Source organism: Mesorhizobium sp. M3A.F.Ca.ET.080.04.2.1, assembly GCF_003952525.1.
In the GTDB taxonomy this organism is placed as follows: Bacteria; Pseudomonadota; Alphaproteobacteria; order Rhizobiales; family Rhizobiaceae; genus Mesorhizobium.
This window is the reverse complement of sequence record NZ_CP034451.1, coordinates 6,052,477-6,071,008: the sequence shown is the minus strand read 5'-3', so window position 1 is coordinate 6,071,008 and position 18,532 is coordinate 6,052,477. Positions and strand designations below refer to the sequence as shown.

The window sequence follows — 18,532 nt, the reverse complement described above, 5'->3', positions numbered from 1 at the left end:
GTGGAGCGGCTGTCGGGCGACATCATGCTCATCTCCAGCGTCAGCTGTTTTTGATCTGCTCGATCGCCTCCGCCATCAACTCGTCCATGGTGCGGCGGATCTGATGGTCCGACTGGTGGACGCCGGCTGCGTCGAAATCCGTGCGGATCTTGCGGAAGACATCGTGGTCGCCGGCTTCCTCGATGTCGGAAACGACGACCTGCTTGGCATAGGCCTCGGCGTCGGCGCCGCTCTTGCCCAGTTTTTCGGCGGCCCACAGGCCGAGCGCCTTGTTGCGGCGTGCCGAAGCCTTGAAGCGAAGCTCCTCGTCGAAGACGAACTTGCGCTCGAAGCCCTCTTCGCGGTCTTTCATGCTGCTCATGACGTCCCTCCGGTCAATCCGATCCGCTAGGCCTGCAATATGTGTGCTGACCCAGCACAAACCAAAAGGTCGCGACCCGGTCAATATGCTTGATCGAATGCTGCGCTGCGGCATTCGGTCCGGAAACTGGTTGATTGGCAGGATTTGCCGATTGAGCAAACATTACGATTGCGATAGACACCGGCATTGAACGCCACCGTCGCCACAACTAATTTAGGCAGACGGACAGGAACTGGTCGCTTGCCGCCTGCCCGCCAATCCAGAGAAAAAATCAGATGAAAAATCGCCGCCGCATTTATGAAGGCAAGGCCAAGATCCTCTATGAGGGCCCTGAGCCGGGTACGCTTATCCAGTTCTTCAAGGATGACGCCACCGCCTTCAACAAGAAGAAACATGAGGTGGTCGATGGCAAAGGTGTGCTCAACAACCGCATTTCCGAGCACATCTTCAACCATTTGAACCGTATGGGCATCCCGACCCATTTCATCCGCCGCCTCAACATGCGCGAGCAGTTGATCAAGGAAGTCGAGATCATCCCGCTCGAAGTGGTGGTGCGCAATGTCGCCGCCGGCTCGCTGGCCAAACGCCTCGGCATCGAGGAAGGCACGGTGCTGCCGCGCTCGATCATCGAATTCTATTACAAGGCGGACGCGCTCGACGACCCGATGGTTTCGGAAGAGCACATCACTGCCTTCGGCTGGGCAAGCCCGCAGGAAATCGACGACATCATGGCGCTGGCCATCCGCGTCAACGACTTCCTTTCCGGCCTGTTCCTGGGCGTCGGCATCCAGCTCGTCGATTTCAAGATCGAGTGCGGACGCCTGTTCGAGGGCGACATGATGCGCATCGTCGTGGCCGACGAGATCTCGCCGGATTCCTGCCGGCTGTGGGATGTCGCCACGCAGGACAAACTCGACAAGGACCGTTTCCGCCGCGACATGGGCGGCCTGGTCGAGGCCTATCAGGAAGTCGCCCGCCGCCTCGGCATCATGAACGAGAACGAGCCGCCGCGCCCCACCGGCCCGGTGCTCGTCGCCTCCTCCGAGCCGTCGAAGGGCACGAAGCACTGATTAGCGACCTGCCGCAACAGCAGGTCCGCCAGCACCACCGATCACTCAGGAGTACCGATGAAAGCCCGCATCACCGTCACTCTTAAGAACGGCGTTCTCGACCCGCAGGGCAAGGCGATCGAGCATGCGCTGTCGGGCCTGGGCTTCGACGGCGTCGGCCAGGTGCGCCAAGGCAAGGTCTTCGATGTCGAGCTTGCCGGCACCGACAAGGCCAAGGCCGAGGCCGACCTCAAGGCCATGTGCGACAAGCTTCTGGCCAACACGGTGATCGAGAATTACGCGGTGGAGATCGCCTGACCATGAAATCAGCCGTCGTCCTCCTGCCTGGCCTCAACCGCGACCGCGACATGATCGCGGCGCTGACCAAGATTTCCGGTCAGGCGCCGGTGACCGTCTGGCAGACCGACACCGAGATCCCGGACGTCGACCTGATTGCCATCCCCGGTGGCTTTTCCTTCGGCGACTATCTGCGCTGCGGCGCGATCGCCGCGCGCATGCCGGTGATGCGGGCGGTGGCCGAGAAGGCAGCCAAGGGCGTCACAGTGATCGGCGTCTGCAACGGCTTCCAGATCCTGGTCGAGGCCGGGCTGCTGCCCGGCGCCCTGATGCGCAATGCATCGCTGAAGTTCGTCTGCCGGCACGTCAAGCTCGAGATTGCCAACGCCAACACCATGTTCACGCGCCGCTACAAGCCCGGACAGATCATCCGCTCGCCGGTGGCGCATCACGACGGCAACTATTTCGCCGATGCCGAGACGCTCGCCCGCCTCGAAGGAGAAGGCCAGGTGGTGTTCCGCTATGCCGAAGGCACCAATCCCAACGGCTCGATCAACGACATCGCCGGCATCGTCAACGAGAACGGCAATGTGCTCGGCCTGATGCCGCATCCGGAGAACCTGATCGAGGCCGCGCATGGCGGCAGCGATGGCCGCGCGCTGTTCGAAAGCGCGCTCGGCGTCGCCGCTTGATCCTTTCAGACATTCCTTGCAGACCGCAGCGGCGAGGCCTGACCATGAGACTGACGATTGCTCGCCTTGCTCTGCTGGCCGCCGCCGGCGTTTCGCTGGCCTCCTGCCAGTCCGCTCCGAAGACCGCGCCGGTGTCGTCAGGCAAGAGCGCCTCGCTGCTTGCCATGGAGCAGGTGGCGATCGCCGCGCATAAATGCTGGATCGCCAGCAAGGATCCGGCCTTCAAGTCCTACCAGATGGCCAATGAACTCAATTCCTACAGCGGCACGCCGCGCTTCCTGCTGGTGCCGGCCAAGCATTACGGTGGCAAACCGCTGCTGGTCGTGCAGGCACAGGGCAATTCCAGCAAGGTCGACGTGTTCGGGCCGCTGATGGCCGAACCGCTGGGCGCCCGCATCGGCGCCGACATCGCCCGCTGGCAGGCCGGCAATCCATCCTGCGCCGCTGCCACGTGAGGCAGCGGAGAACGGCGGCGCCAGCGTCGCGATGCGGCGCCGGCCGCCACTGTTTTCTGGGGCTATTGCTGCTCGCCATGTTTGTCGATGACGGCATCGCCCGCCTGCGGTAGTGAGCCGCAGGCCCGGTCGGGATCGCCCGAAAGCGATCAATCCCAGAATGCCCTGATGCCTTCGCGATGCGCATCGCAGCGCGAGATGCCGATATCCTTGAGCTGCTCGTCCGTCATCTCCAGCAGCGCAAGGCGTCCGCGCCGGCGCTGCAGCATGCGGTCGATCTGCATGACGACGGAACGGAACACGAGCGCCACGCGACCTGCAAAACCGCGGCGGGCCAAGGGCTCGGTCTGCGCGCGCAGCGCCGGGCCAGCGTAGTCAATTGTCTCGATTGTATCCATTGCCGTCCTGCCTTGTCTCGATTGCACCCTGACAATCGCCCCTTCGATATGCATTGACTCATCAGCCGGTGCAATATAGAAAATTGTCACCATGACAAATTGGCTCCCCGATCTCTCCGTTGGCTCCGGCCCTCTGTATCAGCGCCTTGCTGACAGCATTGAGTCAGATATCGACAAGGGCGTCATCGATGCCGGTGCGAAACTGCCGCCGCAGCGCGATCTCGCCTACGACATCGGAACAACGGTCGGCACCATCGGCCGGGCCTACCAGCTGCTGCGCGAACGCGGACTGGTGAGCGGCGAGGTCGGGCGCGGCACCTATGTGCTCGCTCAAAGCGCCGGAGACTCGAAGCCGGACCTGGAGCCTGCCGTACACGGCACACGCCCCATCGATGCGCCGGCGGGCAAGCTGCGCTTCGACAGCACCGCCGCGCCCGATATCGGCCAGGACACGATCATCGCCGAGATGCTGGCGCGAACGGCGCGGGACCATCCGCATGAGATTTCGAGCTACACGAGGGATTTCCCCGAACGCTGGTTTGAGGCGGGCAGCCGCTGGCTGGCGCGCAATTCCTTCCGCCCCTCGCCGGATTCCATCGTGCCGACGCTCGGCACGCATGCGGCGGTGATGGCGGCGATCGCCGCGCTGACCATGCCGGGCGACTATGTCGTCTTCGAGCACCTCACCTATTCACAGATCGCGCGCAGCGCCGGGCTGATCGGACGGCGAACCGCATTGGTCTTATCGGACGATGAAGGCATCGACCCCGACGATTTCGAGCGGGTCTGCGCACAGAAGCACCCGAAGGTCATGTTCCTGATGCCGACGGCGAAGAACCCGACCCTGGTGACGATGCCGGCGGAGCGGCGCCAGGCGATCGCGCGCGTCGCCCGCGAATATAATGTCGTGCTGGTCGAGGACGATCTCTATGGCGACCTGACCGACGACCCGACGCCGCTGCTTGCCGAATATGCGCCGGAGCGCACGATCGTCGCCGGTGGCCTGTCGAAGTCGGTCGCGGCCGGCGTGCGCGGCGGCTGGCTGTCCTGCCCGCCGGCCTTTCGTCATCGCATCCGCGTCGCCCACAAGATGATGACCGGCGGGTTGCCCTTCCTGCTGGCCGAGGTCGGCTCGAGGCTGGTGATGTCCGGCGAGGCAAGCGATATCCGCATGCGCTGCGTCGCCGAGATCCAGACCCGCGTCGTCACTGTCCGCGAGATGCTCGCCGGGTTCGATTTCAGAACAAGGGACAATGTGCCGTTCGTCTGGCTGACCTTGCCCGACCCTTGGCTCTCCGGCACTTTCAAGAATGCCTGCCTGGCGCAGGGGGTGCTCCTCGACGATGAGGACGAGTTCAAGGCCGGCCGTTCCGAGCAGGTCTTCCACGGTGTTCGTTTCGGCGTATCGCAGCCCCGGCAGAACCAGGATGTGGCCGGCGGCGTCGCAGTCATTCGACGGCTGCTGGACGAGGGCCGCGCCGGCTACGACAGTTTTTCCTGAGCGCCCGGCGGGCGGACGGGCTGGCTTTCATCGGCGAGGCGGTTTCCGGCGTTTTTCGTGATCCGGAGGGGTGTATCGCGCGAAAGCTTGCGATAAGAGGAGACTCAAAAATCCCCTCTCCCACGGACATAAATCGCCGCTCATGACCATTTCCAATTCCGTGCCGATTACCCCGGAACTCGTCGCCGCGCATGGGCTGAAGCCGGACGAATACCAGCGCATCCTCGACCTGGTCGGACGCGAGCCGAGCTTCACCGAGCTCGGCATCTTCTCGGCGATGTGGAACGAGCACTGCTCCTACAAGTCGTCCAAGAAATGGCTGCGCACGCTGCCGACCAGCGGCCCGCAGGTGATCCAGGGGCCGGGCGAGAATGCCGGCGTGGTCGACATCGGTGACGGCGACTGCGTCGTCTTCAAGATGGAGAGCCACAACCACCCTTCCTATATTGAGCCATACCAGGGCGCGGCGACCGGCGTCGGCGGCATCCTGCGCGACGTCTTCACCATGGGCGCGCGGCCGATCGCGGCCATGAATGCGTTGCGCTTCGGCGCGCCGGATCATCCCAAGACCCGGCATCTGGTGGCCGGCGTCGTCTCCGGCGTCGGCGGCTACGGCAACTCCTTCGGCGTGCCGACGGTCGGCGGTGAGGTCAATTTCGACCCGCGCTACAACGGCAACATCCTGGTCAACGCCTTTGCCGCCGGCCTGGCCAAGACCAACGCCATCTTCCTGTCGCAGGCCAAGGGCGTCGGCTTGCCCGTGGTCTATCTCGGCGCCAAGACCGGACGCGACGGCGTCGGCGGCGCCACCATGGCTTCTGCCGAGTTCGACGACAAGATCGAGGAGAAGCGCCCGACCGTGCAGGTCGGCGACCCCTTCACCGAGAAATGCCTGCTGGAGGCCTGCCTCGAACTGATGGCTTCCGGCGCCGTCATCGCCATCCAGGACATGGGTGCCGCCGGCCTCACCTGCTCGGCGGTCGAGATGGGCGCCAAGGGCGATCTCGGCATCGAGCTCGATCTCGACAAGGTGCCGGTGCGCGAGGAGCGCATGAGCGCCTATGAGATGATGCTGTCGGAAAGTCAGGAGCGCATGCTGATGGTGCTGCGCCCCGAAAAGGAGAAGGAAGCCGAGGCGATCTTCCGCAAATGGGACCTCGACTTCGCCATTGTCGGCAGGACGACCGACGACCTTCGCTTTCGCGTGCTGCATCAGGGCGACGAGGCCGCCAATCTGCCGATCAAGGAACTTGGCGATCAGGCGCCGGAATATGACCGCCCGTGGGTCGAAGCGAAAAAGCCGTCGCCGCTGGCCGCCGGCGATGCGCCCAAGGCCGATGTCGCCGACGCGCTGCTCAAGCTGCTCGGCGGGCCGGATCTTTCCTCGCGCCGCTGGGTGTGGGAGCAGTACGACACGCTGATCCAGGGCAACTCGCTGCAGCTTCCCGGCGGCGATGCCGGCGTGGTCCGCGTCGAGGGCCATCCGACCAAGGCTCTCGCCTTCTCCTCCGACGTGACCCCGCGCTATTGCGAGGCCGATCCGTATGAAGGCGGCAAGCAGGCAGTGGCCGAATGCTGGCGCAATCTGACCGCCACCGGCGCCTTGCCGCTCGCGGCGACCGACAACCTCAATTTCGGCAATCCGGAACGCCCCGAGATCATGGGCCAGCTGGTCGGCGCGGTGAAAGGCATCGGCGATGCCTGCCGCGCGCTCGGCTTCCCGATCGTCTCCGGCAATGTCTCGCTCTACAACGAAACCAATGGTCGTGGCATTCTGCCGACGCCGACCATCGGCGGCGTCGGCCTGATCGCCGACTGGTCGAAGATGGCGCGCATCGGTTTTGCCGCCGAGGGCCAGATGATCGTGCTGGTCGGCGCTCCGTCGAGCTGGGGCAGCCATCTCGGCCAGTCCGTCTATATGCGCGACATTCATGGCCGTGCCGACGGCCCGCCGCCGCCGGTCGACCTCGCGCATGAAAAGCGCGTCGGCGACCATGTGCGCGCGCTGATCGCGTCCGGCGTGGTGACCGCGGCGCACGACGTTTCCGATGGCGGCCTGGCCGTGGCACTGGCCGAAATGGCGATGGCCTCCGGCATCGGCGCCACCGTCCCCGGGCTTAACGGCGCCGACCCGATCCCGGTCTGGTTCGGCGAGGATCAGGGGCGTTATCTCCTGACCCTCTCGATCGACCCGCAAGGCAGCGACTGGGAAAGGATCCGCGAGGAGCAGAGCAGGCTCGGCATCTTCGCGCCGTGGATCGGCACCACCGGCGGCAGCGCGCTGAAGCTCGGCGACACGCGTGCGATACCGGTCAGCGAATTGACCGCCGTCCACGAGGGCTGGTTCCCGCGCTTCATGGACCAGGCCATTTGAACAGCCTCGCCGCCCGGGCGCTGCTGGCAGTCGTCTTCTGGCCGTCGCTGTTCTTCTTCTGGTTTCTCGGCCCGTTCGTCTTCTTCCTGCTGTCGACGACCTCGAGCGAGGTGTGCCCGCGGCTGGAAACGCGGGCCGAGTTCCTTGCCGCTGCCAACGGCACGCTGCCGATGCTCGCTGTGCAGACCCTGATCTATGCGGTTCCGATCGTCTGCCTGCTGCTATGGGACCGGCTATCGCCAGACCCGGCGCGAGCAAGGCATGTCGCCACCTGCACCAAGCTGTTTGCAGTTGCCGCAGCGATCAGCGTGTTGTGGCAGTATGGCTCGTCGCTTGCCTGCGACGGCTACGGCCAGCCCTTCTTCTTGGCGCTGTGGCGGATGACAAGCTATCTTCCAACGGTCGGTCTGGCCATCAACATCCCACTCTATGTGCTGACCTTCAGCCTCGGCCGCTCATTTTCGACCCGCGACGATATCGGCGAGAACGGTGCGGTCCATCCTCGGCAGGACAACGCATAGAGCTCTGTGGACGCAACGGCTTCAATCCGGACCAGAAAGGTTCTAGGCTTGCTTACGACTCTTATCGTACGGGCTGCACTGCGCTCGAAAACAGGATTTTGACATGGCAATGGACGCGCACGACATCGAACGGCTGATCAAGGAAGGCATTCCCGACGCCAAGGTGACGATTCGCGATCTGGCCGGCGACGGCGACCACTACGCTGCCGAAGTGGTGGCGGAGAGCTTCCGCGGCAAAAGCCGGGTCCAGCAGCACCAGATGGTCTATGACGCCCTGAAGGGCAATATGGGCGGCGTTCTGCATGCGCTGGCCCTGCAGACCAGCGTTCCGGACTAGATGCATGTCGCCCAGAAGTCTGCAGCGGTTCTGGGACAACGACATGCATCGAAACAAAAAAGGCATTGCCACTTAAGGCTTGGCACAAATCGCGCCATCTCTTGCGCCATTACCGAGGCGTCGCGGCTAACGTCTTGTTTCGGCCAACCTATGGGTTTATCTGATGGGCATGCTTCGAGCCTGGTTGTCACAGGCGTGAAAGGATCGTCCATGAGCGGCATCAACGACTACATCGACAATGAAGTGAAGAGCAACGACGTCGTGCTCTTCATGAAAGGCACGCCCGGCTTCCCGCAGTGCGGTTTTTCGGGCCAGGTGGTGCAAATCCTCGACTATATCGGCGCCGACTACAAAGGTGTGAACGTCCTGGATTCGGCGGAACTGCGCCAAGGGATCAAGGACTATTCCAACTGGCCGACTATCCCGCAGCTCTACGTCAAGGGCGAGTTCGTCGGCGGTTGCGACATCGTGCGGGAGATGTTCCAGGCCGGCGAACTGCAGGATTTCCTGGTCGAAAAGGGCGTCAGCGTCAAAGGCGCCGCCTGATTTGAGTTCGCTCCGGCCGGCTTAGCCGGCCAAAGCATTCCTGGAGCAGTGCGCAGCGGCTTTCCGTCGGAATGGCGCCAACCAACTGCTGGAACGGTTCGGCCTTCATCGAAGCCGATCGTCCCAGCGCAAATTCCGAGGCCGCCCCCACCTCGTCACGATGGTTCCCGGACAGGGAACGAGCGAAGCTGCGCCGGCCTCCCGACGCATGTTCGTTTGAAGATCGGACTTTGCCGTGGACAAGCAGGTAGAAGCGCAGCAACGGGCAAGCAGCTTGCCTATTCCGCGCTGGGAATTCATTGCGCTCTGCGCAGCGCTTATGGCGCTCAACTCGCTGGCCATCGACATCATGCTGCCGGCTCTGCAGCAGATCGGCGCCTCGCTCGGGGTCGAGAACGAGAACCATCGCCAATATGTGATCACCGCTTATATTTTGGGCTTTGGCAGCGGGCAGCTTTTCTTCGGCCCGGTCTCCGACCGGTTCGGGCGCCGCGCGCCGCTTGTCGTTGGGCTGGTCATTTATGTGGCGGCCGCTGCCGCGGCTACGGTTGCGCCGAGCTTCGCCATTCTGCTCGCTTGCCGGCTCGTGCAGGGAATCGGCGCCGCGGCGACCCGCGTCATCGCGGTCTCGATCGTGCGCGATACATTCGAAGGCCGCCGCATGGCCGAAGTCATGTCGTTGATCTTCATGGTCTTCATGGCGATCCCGGTCGTCGCGCCCGGCATTGGCCAATTCATCATGCTGTTCGCCACCTGGCACTGGATCTTCGTCACCATGGCCGTCGGCGCGCTGATCGTCTCGGCGTGGTCGCTGCTGCGCTTGCCGGAAACGCTGCACCCGGAATACCGCCGCCCGCTAACGATGCAATCCATAGTCGGCGGGTTCCGTATCGTGCTCACCAACCGCATCGCGCTTTGCTATGCCTTCGCCAGCACCTTCATCTTCGGCGCGATGTTCGGGTTCATCAATTCGGCGCAGCAGATCTATCTCGACGTCTTCCATGTCGGCGAGTTGTTCCCGCTTATCTTCGCCGGCGTTGCCGGTGTGCTTGCCTTCTCGAACTTCCTCAACGCGCGGCTCGTCGGCAAGATCGGCATGCGCCGCCTCTCGCAAAGCGCGCTGCTGCTGTTTCTCACCATCAGCCTAGTCTGGCTCGTCGTCTCGCTGGAGATGCGGATGCCGCTCTGGCTGTTCGTCGGCTTCTTTGCCGCCGCCATGCTGCCGTTCGGCGGGCTTGGCGCGAATTTCAACGCTTTGGCCATGGAGCCGCTCGGCGAACTCGCCGGCACGGCCTCATCGATCCTCGGCTTCATGCAGACCTTTCTCGGCGGCATCCTCGGCACGCTGATCGGCCAGGCTTTCAACGGCACGGTCACGCCGCTGGCCGCCGGCTTCTGCACCGTCTCATTCGCCGCCCTGCTGATGATCCTTTTTGCCGAGCGCGGACGGCTGTTCCAACCGCACAACCCGCCAGTGTGATCTGGCGGTTTAGTCGGCCCAAAGTTCGCGGCGCAACTCGTCCCAGCTATTCCTGTCCGGCGCTACGAGCAGACCGCCGCCGACATGAGACGGCAAATAGGCGCTGCCGTCGATGCGGGCGGCGTAGCCGCCAGCTTCCTGGTGGATCAGGACGCCGGCAAGATGATCCCACGGCATCAGCTTGTTGTAGACGACGAAATGCGCATGGCCGCTCGCCAGCAGCCGATATTCGTGCGCCGCGCAACGATAGCCGAATTGCGACAGCGCCTTGGTCTGGTTGCGGGCGAGCCGCGAACGCTCCGGCTCCTTCAGATACTGCCAGGATACGGCGCCCGTCATCTGTGAGATCGCCACCGGTGCGGCGACACGCACCTTCTCCAGCGCGCCATGCGCATGACGGATATGGCTGCCCGCCCCCCTGGCGCCGATAAGCCAGTCCTTCCCGACCGGATCATGGATGATGCCGGCGACCGTCTCGCCCTTGACCACGACGCCCAGCATGACGCCGAACAGCGGCACGCCCGACGCAAAGTTGAAGGTGCCGTCGACCGGATCGATGACGAAGGCAAGAGCTGCCTCGCCGAGCCCGGCCAGCAAGGCTGGATTGTCCTCGCAGGCCTCTTCGCCGATCACCAGGGCATCGGGGTAGCGTTCGCGCAGCCGTGCGGTAATCAGCCTTTCGGCATTGACATCGGCCTCGGTCACGAGGTCGGCAGCCGACGTCTTCTGGCGGATATCGCCTTCGCCCAGCCGGCGGAAGCGCGGCATGATTTCGATCCTGGCGGCGTCGGCGAGGAGATCGGCCAGCCAGTCGATCGCTTCATCGTCAAATGTCATCGGAAATGCCTTGCCCTGTGGTGAAGCGCGCATCGAGCGCGGCGAAGTCGAAGATTTTTCGGTCGAGCAGATGCGACGGCCGCACATTCGTCATGGCGCGGATCATGGTGTCCTTCCGGCCGGGCATGCGCTTCTCGATATCGTCCAGCATCGCCTTCATGGCATTGCGCTGGAGACCTTCCTGGCTGCCGCAGAGGTCGCACGGAATGATCGGGAACTTCATCGCTCCGGCGAATTTCTCGAGATCGATCTCGGCGCAATAGGCGAGCGGGCGCAGAACCATGACGTCGCCCTCGTCGTTGATGAGCTTCGGCGGCATGGCGGCGAGACGCCCGCCATGGAAGAGGTTCATGAAAAGGTCTCGAGGATGTCCTCGCGATGGTGGCCGAGCACCAGCGCCGCGCAGCCCTCCTCGCGCGCGATGCGGTAGAGATGGCCGCGCCGCAGCCGTGAGCACAGCGAGCAATAGGTGCTGCCCTCGGGCAACTTGTCGGTCACCACCGAATAGGTGTCCTGATACTCGATGCGATGCGCGATGCCGTTGGCGTTCAGATAGTCCGGCAGGATGTGTTTTGGAAAATTGGGCTGGCCCTGGTCGAGATTGCAGGCGAGCAGTTCGACCGGCAGCAGCCCGCGCCATTTGAGGTCGAGCAGCAAGGCGAGCAGGCCGTAAGAATCCTTGCCGCCGGAGAGCGCCACCAGCCAGCGCTCGCCGGGCTTCACCATCGCGAAGTCTTCAATGGCCTGGCGCGTCAGTCTCAGCAGCCGCTTGCGCAGCTTGTTGAACTCGACCGAGGACGGCGCATCGCGAAACAGCGGATGGCAGCCGTCGCCGCCCATCGGCTCCAGGGATTTGGCGTCTGGCAGCATGTTCATGGCGCTGAGGCCCCACGGTTCTGTTGCGCACGGATTAGCGGACGCGGCCGACAAAGAAAAGGCCGCCTCGATGGGCGGCCTTCGATCGTGAGGCTGACGGCCTGCTATCAGCGCGAATAGAATTCAACGACCAGGTTCGGTTCCATCTGCACGGCAAACGGAACGTCCGACAGGCCGGGGACGCGGTTGTAGGTCGCGGTCATCTTGTTGTGGTCGGCTTCGATGTAGTCCGGCACGTCGCGCTCGGCCAGGCCGACGGACTCCAGCACGATGACGAGCTGCTTCGACTTCTCGCGCACCTCGATGACGTCGCCCGGCTTGCAGCGATACGAGCCGATGTTGACGCGCCTGCCGTTGACGTTCACGTGGCCGTGGTTGACGAACTGGCGGGCGGCGAAGATGGTCGGCACGAACTTGGCGCGATAGACGATCGCATCGAGGCGCGACTCGAGCAGGCCGATCAGGTTCTCGGAGGTGTCGCCCTTGCGGCGGTTGGCCTCTTCATAAACCTTGCGGAACTGCTTTTCCGAGACGTCGCCATAGTGGCCCTTCAGTTTCTGCTTGGCGCGCAGCTGCAGGCCGAAGTCGGAAAGCTTGCCCTTGCGGCGCTGGCCATGCTGGCCGGGGCCGTATTCACGCTTGTTGACCGGGGACTTCGGGCGGCCCCAGATGTTTTCGCCAAGACGGCGGTCGATCTTGTATTTCGCGGATTCGCGCTTGCTCATCGCATTCCCTTTCAAAACGATATACCCGGAAACCCCATGGCCCCGGGTGAAGGAAACGCGCCCTCCTCTGGCCTCCGTTTTCGAGACCTGACAGGGTTTTCCACGCAACGCGACGGAAGACCCACGGGACACGTCAATTCGAGCAAGACCACCGATAGGCTGGCGTCGGTCTCGCCCATGCAAAAGAAACCACCGGGCGTTGCCACCCGGTGTTGGCAGGGTCGTTAAACGGAGATTTGAGCGCTGTCAAGCTTCTGACTGGCGCAGCCGGCACCCATCCGGACGCGCCGATCATCCAAGCTTCTTGCGGCGGAGGACTGAAGGCCGCGCCTTTCGGGCCGCTCAGCTGTCCTTCTTCTTCGGCAGGTCCTTGCGCTTGGTTTCGGCGAACTCCTCGAGCTGCTTCTCGCTCATCGATTCATACATTTCGCGCGAAGCGCCTTTGAGCTCGCTCTTCTTGGTCTCGCCGCGCTTTGCCGAAAGCGCGGCGCCGGCAGCCTTCTGCTGGGCTTGCGATCTGGCGGGCATGGCGGTTTCTCCTCTTGCTTGAGGAGAATCAACGCGGCGCTGCCGGCGCAGTTCCAGGCTCAAGCCGCGGTCAGCCCAAAGCCTTGAATGAGACGCCTGATGGCGAAATCGGCCTTGCCGGAGGTGAAGACGGCGATGTCGGCCTCGTTCTCGCCCGACGCTGCGCCACTGGGATCGAGCAGCGACAGGGCGCGGCGCGCGATCGCTTCGGCCGGATCGATCCAGTCCACCGGCCAGGGCGCGGTCTTGCGCATGCGATTGGCAAGAAACGGATAATGCGTGCAGGCAAGCACCACGATATCGGTGCGCTGCCCGTCATGCTCGATGAAGCACGGCGCGATCTCGGCGCGCACGGCCTCCTCGTCGACAAAGCCCTCGCGCATGTAGATCTCGGCCAGTCCCGCCAGCCGGTCGCTGCCGACCAGGCGGACATGGCACTTCTGCGCCCATTTGCTGATCAGGTCACGCGTGTACTGGCGTTTCACCGTGCCGGGCGTCGCCAGCACTGAAACGAGGCCCGAACGAGTGCGCTCGGCCGCCGGTTTGATCGCCGGCACCGTGCCGACGAAGGGATGGCCGGGGAATTTCTCGCGCAGCGCTTCGATCACCAGGGTCGAGGCGGTGTTGCAGGCAATCACCGAGATCGATGGCCGGAAACGGTCGAGCAATTTGCCGAACAGCGAAAGAATGTGTTCCTTCAGCGCCGGCTCCTCCCAGGCGCCGTAGGGGAATGCCGCATCGTCGGCGACATAGATGAAACGGCGGTCGGGCATCAGCACGCGCGCCTCGCGCAGCACCGTCAGCCCGCCGACCCCGGAATCGAACATCAGGATCGGGCGCTGGCTTGATCGTTCGTTCATGTCATCGGGACCGCAAGAAGAGCCTGGCCGGTGATTGGCCACTGGCGCTTCTATCTGGAACGATCATGGTGTTGAAGTGACAAATGCCAGCAGCTTTTGCGCAGCTTTAGAGTCCCCGCTTGCCGAAACCCGCGGGCCGCGGCCGGCCCAACGGCTGTGCTGCAGGTGCCGGTCGCGCGGCCGGCGCGGCGTTGCGCGAGGTGGCGGGCGCGGCTGCGCTCATCGCCATCCGCTCAGCGCGCGTTGGCGCCGGCACCGAACCGTCGAAGTCGAAAACGGATGTCAGTTCCTCGATGTTGCTGCCGGCAACCGGCTTCGCCCAGAGGATCGTGGCCCAGAGGCCGAATATAGACAGACCGAGCAGGTTCAGACCGCCAGGCGTGCTTTCTGGATTGCCGAACTCGATGACCAGCAGCGTGCCCGCCTGCAGGAGCGCGTAGATGGCGGAAAGCACGAAATAGGCCCAGAAGATCCAGGCCGCCCCATTGGCGTCGCGGCTCCGGCGCCAAGCGACATTGCCTCGCGCCAGAACGATCGCGAGCGATACGACCAGAACGGCGCCCGCCATTCCTTGCCGCGACGGGCCCGGCGGCGAATTGATCAAGCCCTCAAAGCCGATCGTTGCGGAAATGCAGACGACAACCGCCACGATTTCCGCCACCGTCAAGGCGCAAGAGTAGAAAAAGAAGCGCAGGCGACCGATATTGGACGTAAACATCCAGCACCCCCAGTTTCCGGCATGCTGGATCAAACCGAATAAGATTCGGTTACTGGCGAGGGTCCAAGTTAAGCGGTGCTATTCTTTGTCCTGCGCCGGCTTGCTTCGCTGAGCCGCCGCGGGAAGCCGTCTCGGATCGTCCGCCGGAGAGCCGTCGCCGCGCGGCATGGCCGGCGAGAACCTATCGAGCGACGAGATGATGCCGCGCAGCACCTTCAACTCCGGCTCGGCGAACCCCGCCCGCGTCAGCACCGCGCGCAGATTGTCGACCATCTTCGGCTTCTTTTCTTCCGGGCGGAAATAACCGCGCGCCTCGAGCGCGCCTTCGAGATAGGCAAACAGGCTGTGCAGTTGTTCCTTGCTCGCCGGCACGAGTTCCGGTCCGGAGAAATTGGTCGCGGTCTCCTCAATGAGGCCGGACTTCATCCACTCATAGGACATCAAGAGCACGGCCTGCGCGATGTTGAGCGAGGAGAAGCCGGGATCGACGGGAAAGGTCACGATCTCGTCGGCCAGGCCGACTTCGTCATTGTAGAGACCGAAGCGCTCGCGGCCGAACAGGATACCGGTGCGCTGCCCCGCCGCGGCGCGGGCCCTCAGCGCCCTGCCAGCCTCCACCGGACCTCGCACCGGCTTGAAGCCGTCGCGCTCGCGTGCCGTAGTGGCAAAGACGAAGTTGAGGTCGGCGACGGCCGAGGCCAGGTCGTCGAATACCTTGGTGGTGTCGATGACATGGTCGGCACGGCTGGCGGCAGCGCGCGCCTTCTCGCTCGGCCAGCCGTCGCGCGGATTGACCAGCCGCAGCTCGGCAAGGCCGAAATTCGCCATGGCGCGCGCGACCATACCGATATTCTCGCCAAGCTGCGGCTCGACGAGGATGATTGCCGGCCCGGCGGCAGCGGTATTGGGTAGGTCTTCACTGGTGGACATAGCTGTCGGTAATCAGGATTTGCGGCGTTTCGGCGTCCCCTGCCACATCCGACCCGGAAAATGAAGCACTCACAAGAACGAGACTTGCCATAGTGCTGCGGATCGCGGTTTGCGCGCTCAAAAAGGCTTTGATATACGCTCCGCAACCCCGGCCGAAAGCCATGTGCGCGAGGCCGTTCAGATCCCCAGCAACGAGGCATTCTTTCATGGCGAAGATCAAGGTGGCGAACCCGGTCGTCGAGCTCGACGGCGACGAGATGACCCGCATCATCTGGCAGTTCATCAAGGACAAGCTGATCCACCCCTATCTCGACATCAAGCTGGACTACTACGACCTCGGCATCGAGCATCGCGACGCCACCAACGATCAGGTGACGGTCGACTCGGCAAACGCCATCAAGAAATACGGCGTCGGCGTAAAATGCGCGACGATCACGCCCGACGAGCAGCGTGTCGAGGAATTCAAGCTCAAGAAGATGTGGAAGTCGCCGAACGGCACGATCCGCAACATCCTCGGCGGGACCATCTTTCGCGAGCCGATTATCATGAAGAACGTGCCGCGCCTTGTGCCCGGCTGGACCAAGCCGATCATCGTCGGCCGTCATGCCTTCGGCGATCAGTACCGCGCCACCGACTTCCGCTTCCCCGGCAAGGGCAAGCTGACGATCAAGTTCGTCGGCGAGGACGGCCAGGTCATCGAGCACGACGTTTTCGACGCGCCCTCGTCCGGCGTTGCCATGGCCATGTACAATCTGGACGAATCGATCCGCGAGTTCGCCCGCGCTTCGCTCAACTATGGCCTGCTGCGCAACTATCCGGTTTACCTTTCGACCAAGAACACCATCCTCAAGGCCTATGACGGCCGCTTCAAGGACATCTTCCAGGAAGTCTACGAGCAGGAATTCGAGGCCGAGTTCAAGTCGAAGAAGCTCTGGTACGAGCACCGCCTGATCGACGACATGGTCGCCTCCAGCCTGAAGTGGTCGGGCGGCTATGTCTGGGCCTGCAAGAACTATGATGGCGACGTGCAGTCCGACACAGTGGCTCAAGGATTCGGCTCGCTCGGCCTGATGACCTCGGTGCTGATGACTCCGGACGGCAAGACGGTGGAAGCGGAGGCCGCTCACGGCACCGTCACCCGCCACTATCGCCAGCATCAGAAGGGCGAGGAGACCTCGACCAATTCGATCGCCTCGATCTTCGCCTGGACGCGCGGCCTCGCCCACCGCGCCAAGCTCGACGACAATGCCGAGTTGAAGCGCTTCGCCGAGACGCTGGAAAAGGTCTGCATCCAGACCGTCGAGGCCGGCTTCATGACCAAGGACCTGTCGCTGCTGATCGGCCCCGACCAGCCCTGGCTGTCGACCACCGGCTTCCTCGACAAGATCGACGAGAACTTGCAGAAGGCCATGGGGTGAGGAGCGGTGCGCGAAGCGTTTGAAAAGCCCCAAAATGGGCTTTTCAACCAACGAGCGCCCGGAGCCATAGCGGAGGGCCGGACCGCGTGGCAAAGTCCCGGCATACCGAAGGCTCCGAAAGGAGCCTTCACTTTTTGGTACGACCGCGAGGGAAGGGAGAGCTGATCGATGGCCAAGCCAACTCTCTACGGTGCCGACTACAGCGTCTATGTGCGCATCGCGCGGATGACGCTGGAGGAGAAGGGCGTCAACTACGAACTCGTGCCGCTCGATATCTTCGCGGCTGAAGGCATTCCCGCCTGGTATCTGGAGCATCACCCGTTCGGCCGCATCCCGGCTTTCGAACATGACGGTTTTCGGCTGTTCGAGACCGGTGCCATCGCGCGCTATGTCGACGAGGCCTTCGATGGTCCGGCTTTGCAGCCGGCTGACGCCCGCGGCCGCGCGAGGATGAACCAGATCATCGGCATGTTCGACGCCTACGGCTACCGCGCCATGGTCTGGGACGTTGCAGTGGAGCGGCTCGAAAGGGCGCCGCCGGATGAAGCGCTGATCGCCGGCGGTCTCGCTCAGGCTGAGACGGTGCTCAAAGTGTTGACATCTCTAAAGGCGAAAGGACCTTGGCTGCTCGGCGATCAGTTGACGCTGGCCGATCTGCACGCGGCGCCCGTCATCGCCTATTTTGTGAAGGCGACAGAAGGGAAGGACCTGCTCGCCCGCTTCGCCGAGATCCGCGACTGGTATGCGCGCATCGCCGCCCGCCCGAGCTTCGCGCACCGAAAAGGCCGAATAGGCATCAATCGGGAAGATAAATTTCGGCCTTCATGAAGGTCCTGGCGCGGCCCGTGATCAGCACACGGTCGCCGGCGAACTCGCACAGCAAATGGCCGCCGCGCTGCGAGCACTGGAATGCCGACAGCCAGGTCTTGCCAAGTTTCTCGAACCAATAAGGCACCAAAGTCGCGTGGATCGAGCCGGTCACCGGGTCCTCGGGAATGCCAGCGCCAGGGGCGAAATAGCGCGACACGAAATCATGTGTGTTCCCGCGCGCGGTCACGACCACGCCAAGCGGATGCAAGGCCGCAATCTTCATCAGGTCGGGAACGAAGGAGCGCACGGCTTCTTCGTCGGCAAGCTCGACGAACAGGTTCTCGAAATTGCGGAAACAGGCGACCGGCTGGGCGCAGACACTGTCATGCAGCGCTTGCAGCAGATCAGCCTCGACAGGCTCGGGTGAAAAGCCCGGCAGGTCGAGCTGATAGGCCTCTTGCCTGCGTGCAGCCCTGATCTCCCCCACGCGCGTCCCAAAAGCCATGTCGCCCTGCACCCTGTAGGCCTCGGCAAGCACATGCGCAGTCGCAAGCGTTGCGTGGCCGCAGAACTCGGCCTCGTGAATCGGCGTGAACCAGCGCAGATCCCACCTTTTGCCATTCGGCCGCGCAAAAGCCGTTTCGGCAAGGTTGTTCTCATTGGCAATCGCCTGCATGACGGCTTCGGGCAGCCAGTCCTCCAAGATGAGAACCGCCGCCGGATTGCCTTGGAATATCCGGTCGGCGAAGGCGTCGACCTGGTACATGGTCAGCGTTGGCACAGGCTTCTCCTAGTGGCTTCGACTTTTCAAGCTCTGGC

At 63.4% G+C, this 18,532-nt stretch carries 22 protein-coding genes and 1 pseudogene; 12 read left to right on the top strand and 11 right to left on the bottom strand.

Annotation, left to right across the window (positions count from 1 at the left end; all coding sequences use genetic code 11):
• Nucleotides 1-40: 40 nt before the first annotated feature.
• Nucleotides 41-361: a DUF1476 domain-containing protein gene (locus EJ074_RS28985; RefSeq protein WP_095806020.1), complete on the bottom strand. Its 321-nt coding sequence runs from the start codon at nt 359-361 to the stop codon at nt 41-43.
• Between the two features lie 275 nt (nt 362-636).
• Here EJ074_RS28985 and purC point away from each other — a divergent pair, with 275 nt between their 5' ends.
• Genes purC through EJ074_RS28965 form a run of 4 tightly spaced genes read left to right on the top strand, consistent with a single transcriptional unit; the run spans nt 637 to nt 2,854 of the window.
• Nucleotides 637-1,431: a phosphoribosylaminoimidazolesuccinocarboxamide synthase gene (gene purC, locus EJ074_RS28980; RefSeq protein ID WP_059185109.1), complete on the top strand. Its 795-nt coding sequence runs from the start codon at nt 637-639 to the stop codon at nt 1,429-1,431.
• A 57-nt stretch (nt 1,432-1,488) separates the two neighbouring features.
• Nucleotides 1,489-1,728 (top strand): phosphoribosylformylglycinamidine synthase subunit PurS, encoded by a 240-nt coding sequence (gene purS / locus EJ074_RS28975; RefSeq protein WP_095806021.1) that lies wholly within the window; start codon nt 1,489-1,491, stop codon nt 1,726-1,728.
• A gap of 2 nt (nt 1,729-1,730) precedes the next feature.
• The gene (gene purQ, locus EJ074_RS28970; RefSeq protein ID WP_095806022.1) at nt 1,731-2,399 is read left to right on the top strand and encodes a phosphoribosylformylglycinamidine synthase subunit PurQ; all 669 of its coding nucleotides are present in this window, start codon (nt 1,731-1,733) and stop codon (nt 2,397-2,399) included.
• Nucleotides 2,400-2,443: 44 nt separating this feature from the next.
• Entirely contained in the window at nt 2,444-2,854 is a 411-nt protein-coding gene (locus EJ074_RS28965) for a hypothetical protein (protein ID WP_129553937.1), read from the top strand.
• A 149-nt stretch (nt 2,855-3,003) separates the two neighbouring features.
• Here EJ074_RS28965 and EJ074_RS28960 read toward each other — a convergent pair whose 3' ends face one another.
• Nucleotides 3,004-3,252, bottom strand: a complete 249-nt coding sequence (locus EJ074_RS28960; protein ID WP_095806024.1) for a DUF1127 domain-containing protein — start codon at nt 3,250-3,252, stop codon at nt 3,004-3,006.
• A 91-nt stretch (nt 3,253-3,343) separates the two neighbouring features.
• Here EJ074_RS28960 and EJ074_RS28955 point away from each other — a divergent pair, with 91 nt between their 5' ends.
• From EJ074_RS28955 to EJ074_RS28930, 6 genes are all read left to right on the top strand, one after another.
• Nucleotides 3,344-4,753 (top strand): PLP-dependent aminotransferase family protein, encoded by a 1,410-nt coding sequence (locus EJ074_RS28955; RefSeq protein ID WP_095806025.1) that lies wholly within the window; start codon nt 3,344-3,346, stop codon nt 4,751-4,753.
• 142 nt (nt 4,754-4,895) lie between these two features.
• Nucleotides 4,896-7,127, top strand: coding sequence for a phosphoribosylformylglycinamidine synthase subunit PurL (gene purL / locus EJ074_RS28950; protein WP_129553936.1), 2,232 nt, complete (start codon nt 4,896-4,898; stop codon nt 7,125-7,127).
• Nucleotides 7,124-7,648: a hypothetical protein gene (locus EJ074_RS28945; RefSeq protein WP_095806027.1), complete on the top strand. Its 525-nt coding sequence runs from the start codon at nt 7,124-7,126 to the stop codon at nt 7,646-7,648. Before purL ends, EJ074_RS28945 begins: the two co-directional genes overlap by 4 nt.
• 103 nt (nt 7,649-7,751) lie before the next feature.
• The gene (locus tag EJ074_RS28940; RefSeq protein ID WP_023674714.1) at nt 7,752-7,985 is read left to right on the top strand and encodes a BolA family transcriptional regulator; all 234 of its coding nucleotides are present in this window, start codon (nt 7,752-7,754) and stop codon (nt 7,983-7,985) included.
• Nucleotides 7,986-8,195: 210 nt separating this feature from the next.
• Nucleotides 8,196-8,531: a Grx4 family monothiol glutaredoxin gene (gene grxD / locus EJ074_RS28935; RefSeq protein WP_095806028.1), complete on the top strand. Its 336-nt coding sequence runs from the start codon at nt 8,196-8,198 to the stop codon at nt 8,529-8,531.
• Between the two features lie 280 nt (nt 8,532-8,811).
• On the top strand, nt 8,812-10,011 hold the full coding sequence (locus EJ074_RS28930; RefSeq protein ID WP_165350121.1) for a multidrug effflux MFS transporter: 1,200 nt from the start codon (nt 8,812-8,814) through the stop codon (nt 10,009-10,011).
• Nucleotides 10,012-10,020: 9 nt separating this feature from the next.
• On the opposite strand, the gene EJ074_RS28925 is transcribed toward EJ074_RS28930, so the two are convergent.
• The 8 genes and pseudogenes from EJ074_RS28925 to EJ074_RS28890 all read right to left on the bottom strand — a co-directional run bounded on the left by EJ074_RS28925 (nt 10,021) and on the right by EJ074_RS28890 (nt 15,705).
• Nucleotides 10,021-10,848: an inositol monophosphatase family protein gene (locus EJ074_RS28925; RefSeq protein ID WP_095806030.1), complete on the bottom strand. Its 828-nt coding sequence runs from the start codon at nt 10,846-10,848 to the stop codon at nt 10,021-10,023.
• A pseudogene (gene ttcA, locus EJ074_RS28920) lies at nt 10,838-11,724 on the bottom strand (tRNA 2-thiocytidine(32) synthetase TtcA). The gene EJ074_RS28925 and the pseudogene ttcA overlap by 11 nt, the downstream one beginning before the upstream one ends.
• 107 nt (nt 11,725-11,831) lie before the next feature.
• Complete coding sequence (gene rpsD, locus EJ074_RS28915) at nt 11,832-12,449, bottom strand: 30S ribosomal protein S4 (RefSeq protein WP_095806032.1); 618 nt, start codon at nt 12,447-12,449, stop codon at nt 11,832-11,834.
• A gap of 342 nt (nt 12,450-12,791) precedes the next feature.
• On the bottom strand, nt 12,792-12,977 hold the full coding sequence (locus EJ074_RS28910) for a DUF3008 family protein (protein WP_095806033.1): 186 nt from the start codon (nt 12,975-12,977) through the stop codon (nt 12,792-12,794).
• 59 nt (nt 12,978-13,036) lie between these two features.
• Nucleotides 13,037-13,837, bottom strand: a complete 801-nt coding sequence (gene murI, locus EJ074_RS28905; protein ID WP_129553935.1) for a glutamate racemase — start codon at nt 13,835-13,837, stop codon at nt 13,037-13,039.
• A gap of 106 nt (nt 13,838-13,943) precedes the next feature.
• Nucleotides 13,944-14,555, bottom strand: coding sequence for a hypothetical protein (locus EJ074_RS28900; protein ID WP_095806035.1), 612 nt, complete (start codon nt 14,553-14,555; stop codon nt 13,944-13,946).
• 78 nt (nt 14,556-14,633) lie between these two features.
• Nucleotides 14,634-15,485 (bottom strand): RNA methyltransferase, encoded by an 852-nt coding sequence (locus tag EJ074_RS28895; RefSeq protein WP_095806036.1) that lies wholly within the window; start codon nt 15,483-15,485, stop codon nt 14,634-14,636.
• Entirely contained in the window at nt 15,472-15,705 is a 234-nt protein-coding gene (locus tag EJ074_RS28890) for a hypothetical protein (RefSeq protein WP_129553934.1), read from the bottom strand. The genes EJ074_RS28895 and EJ074_RS28890 overlap by 14 nt, the downstream gene beginning before the upstream one ends.
• Between EJ074_RS28890 and EJ074_RS28885 the strand changes: the two genes are divergently transcribed.
• Complete coding sequence (locus tag EJ074_RS28885) at nt 15,692-16,903, top strand: NADP-dependent isocitrate dehydrogenase (RefSeq protein ID WP_095806038.1); 1,212 nt, start codon at nt 15,692-15,694, stop codon at nt 16,901-16,903. The genes EJ074_RS28890 and EJ074_RS28885 overlap by 14 nt on opposite strands.
• 168 nt (nt 16,904-17,071) lie before the next feature.
• On the top strand, nt 17,072-17,731 hold the full coding sequence (locus EJ074_RS28880) for a glutathione S-transferase family protein (RefSeq protein WP_095806039.1): 660 nt from the start codon (nt 17,072-17,074) through the stop codon (nt 17,729-17,731).
• Here EJ074_RS28880 and EJ074_RS28875 read toward each other — a convergent pair.
• A complete protein-coding gene (locus EJ074_RS28875; protein WP_245454759.1) occupies nt 17,700-18,494 on the bottom strand; it encodes a PhzF family phenazine biosynthesis protein in 795 nt (264 codons plus the stop codon). The genes EJ074_RS28880 and EJ074_RS28875 overlap by 32 nt on opposite strands.
• Nucleotides 18,495-18,532 lie beyond the last annotated feature (38 nt).

Excerpts from the sequence above, each read along its gene's own strand:
- EJ074_RS28900 (WP_095806035.1), bottom strand. The coding sequence starts at position 14,555 with ATGTTTACGTCCAATATCGGTCGCCTGCGCTTCTTTTTCTACTCTTGC.
- EJ074_RS28925 (WP_095806030.1), bottom strand. The coding sequence starts at position 10,848 with ATGACATTTGACGATGAAGCGATCGACTGGCTGGCCGATCTCCTCGCC.
- purQ (WP_095806022.1), top strand. The coding sequence starts at position 1,731 with ATGAAATCAGCCGTCGTCCTCCTGCCTGGCCTCAACCGCGACCGCGAC.
- purC (WP_059185109.1), top strand. The coding sequence starts at position 637 with ATGAAAAATCGCCGCCGCATTTATGAAGGCAAGGCCAAGATCCTCTAT.
- EJ074_RS28940 (WP_023674714.1), top strand. The coding sequence starts at position 7,752 with ATGGCAATGGACGCGCACGACATCGAACGGCTGATCAAGGAAGGCATT.
- purS (WP_095806021.1), top strand. The coding sequence starts at position 1,489 with ATGAAAGCCCGCATCACCGTCACTCTTAAGAACGGCGTTCTCGACCCG.
- EJ074_RS28985 (WP_095806020.1), bottom strand. The coding sequence starts at position 361 with ATGAGCAGCATGAAAGACCGCGAAGAGGGCTTCGAGCGCAAGTTCGTC.
- murI (WP_129553935.1), bottom strand. The coding sequence starts at position 13,837 with ATGAACGAACGATCAAGCCAGCGCCCGATCCTGATGTTCGATTCCGGG.
- purL (WP_129553936.1), top strand. The coding sequence starts at position 4,896 with ATGACCATTTCCAATTCCGTGCCGATTACCCCGGAACTCGTCGCCGCG.
- EJ074_RS28955 (WP_095806025.1), top strand. The coding sequence starts at position 3,344 with ATGACAAATTGGCTCCCCGATCTCTCCGTTGGCTCCGGCCCTCTGTAT.
- EJ074_RS28880 (WP_095806039.1), top strand. The coding sequence starts at position 17,072 with ATGGCCAAGCCAACTCTCTACGGTGCCGACTACAGCGTCTATGTGCGC.
- EJ074_RS28960 (WP_095806024.1), bottom strand. The coding sequence starts at position 3,252 with ATGGATACAATCGAGACAATTGACTACGCTGGCCCGGCGCTGCGCGCG.
- rpsD (WP_095806032.1), bottom strand. The coding sequence starts at position 12,449 with ATGAGCAAGCGCGAATCCGCGAAATACAAGATCGACCGCCGTCTTGGC.
- EJ074_RS28965 (WP_129553937.1), top strand. The coding sequence starts at position 2,444 with ATGAGACTGACGATTGCTCGCCTTGCTCTGCTGGCCGCCGCCGGCGTT.
- grxD (WP_095806028.1), top strand. The coding sequence starts at position 8,196 with ATGAGCGGCATCAACGACTACATCGACAATGAAGTGAAGAGCAACGAC.
- EJ074_RS28885 (WP_095806038.1), top strand. The coding sequence starts at position 15,692 with ATGGCGAAGATCAAGGTGGCGAACCCGGTCGTCGAGCTCGACGGCGAC.
- EJ074_RS28910 (WP_095806033.1), bottom strand. The coding sequence starts at position 12,977 with ATGCCCGCCAGATCGCAAGCCCAGCAGAAGGCTGCCGGCGCCGCGCTT.
- EJ074_RS28895 (WP_095806036.1), bottom strand. The coding sequence starts at position 15,485 with ATGTCCACCAGTGAAGACCTACCCAATACCGCTGCCGCCGGGCCGGCA.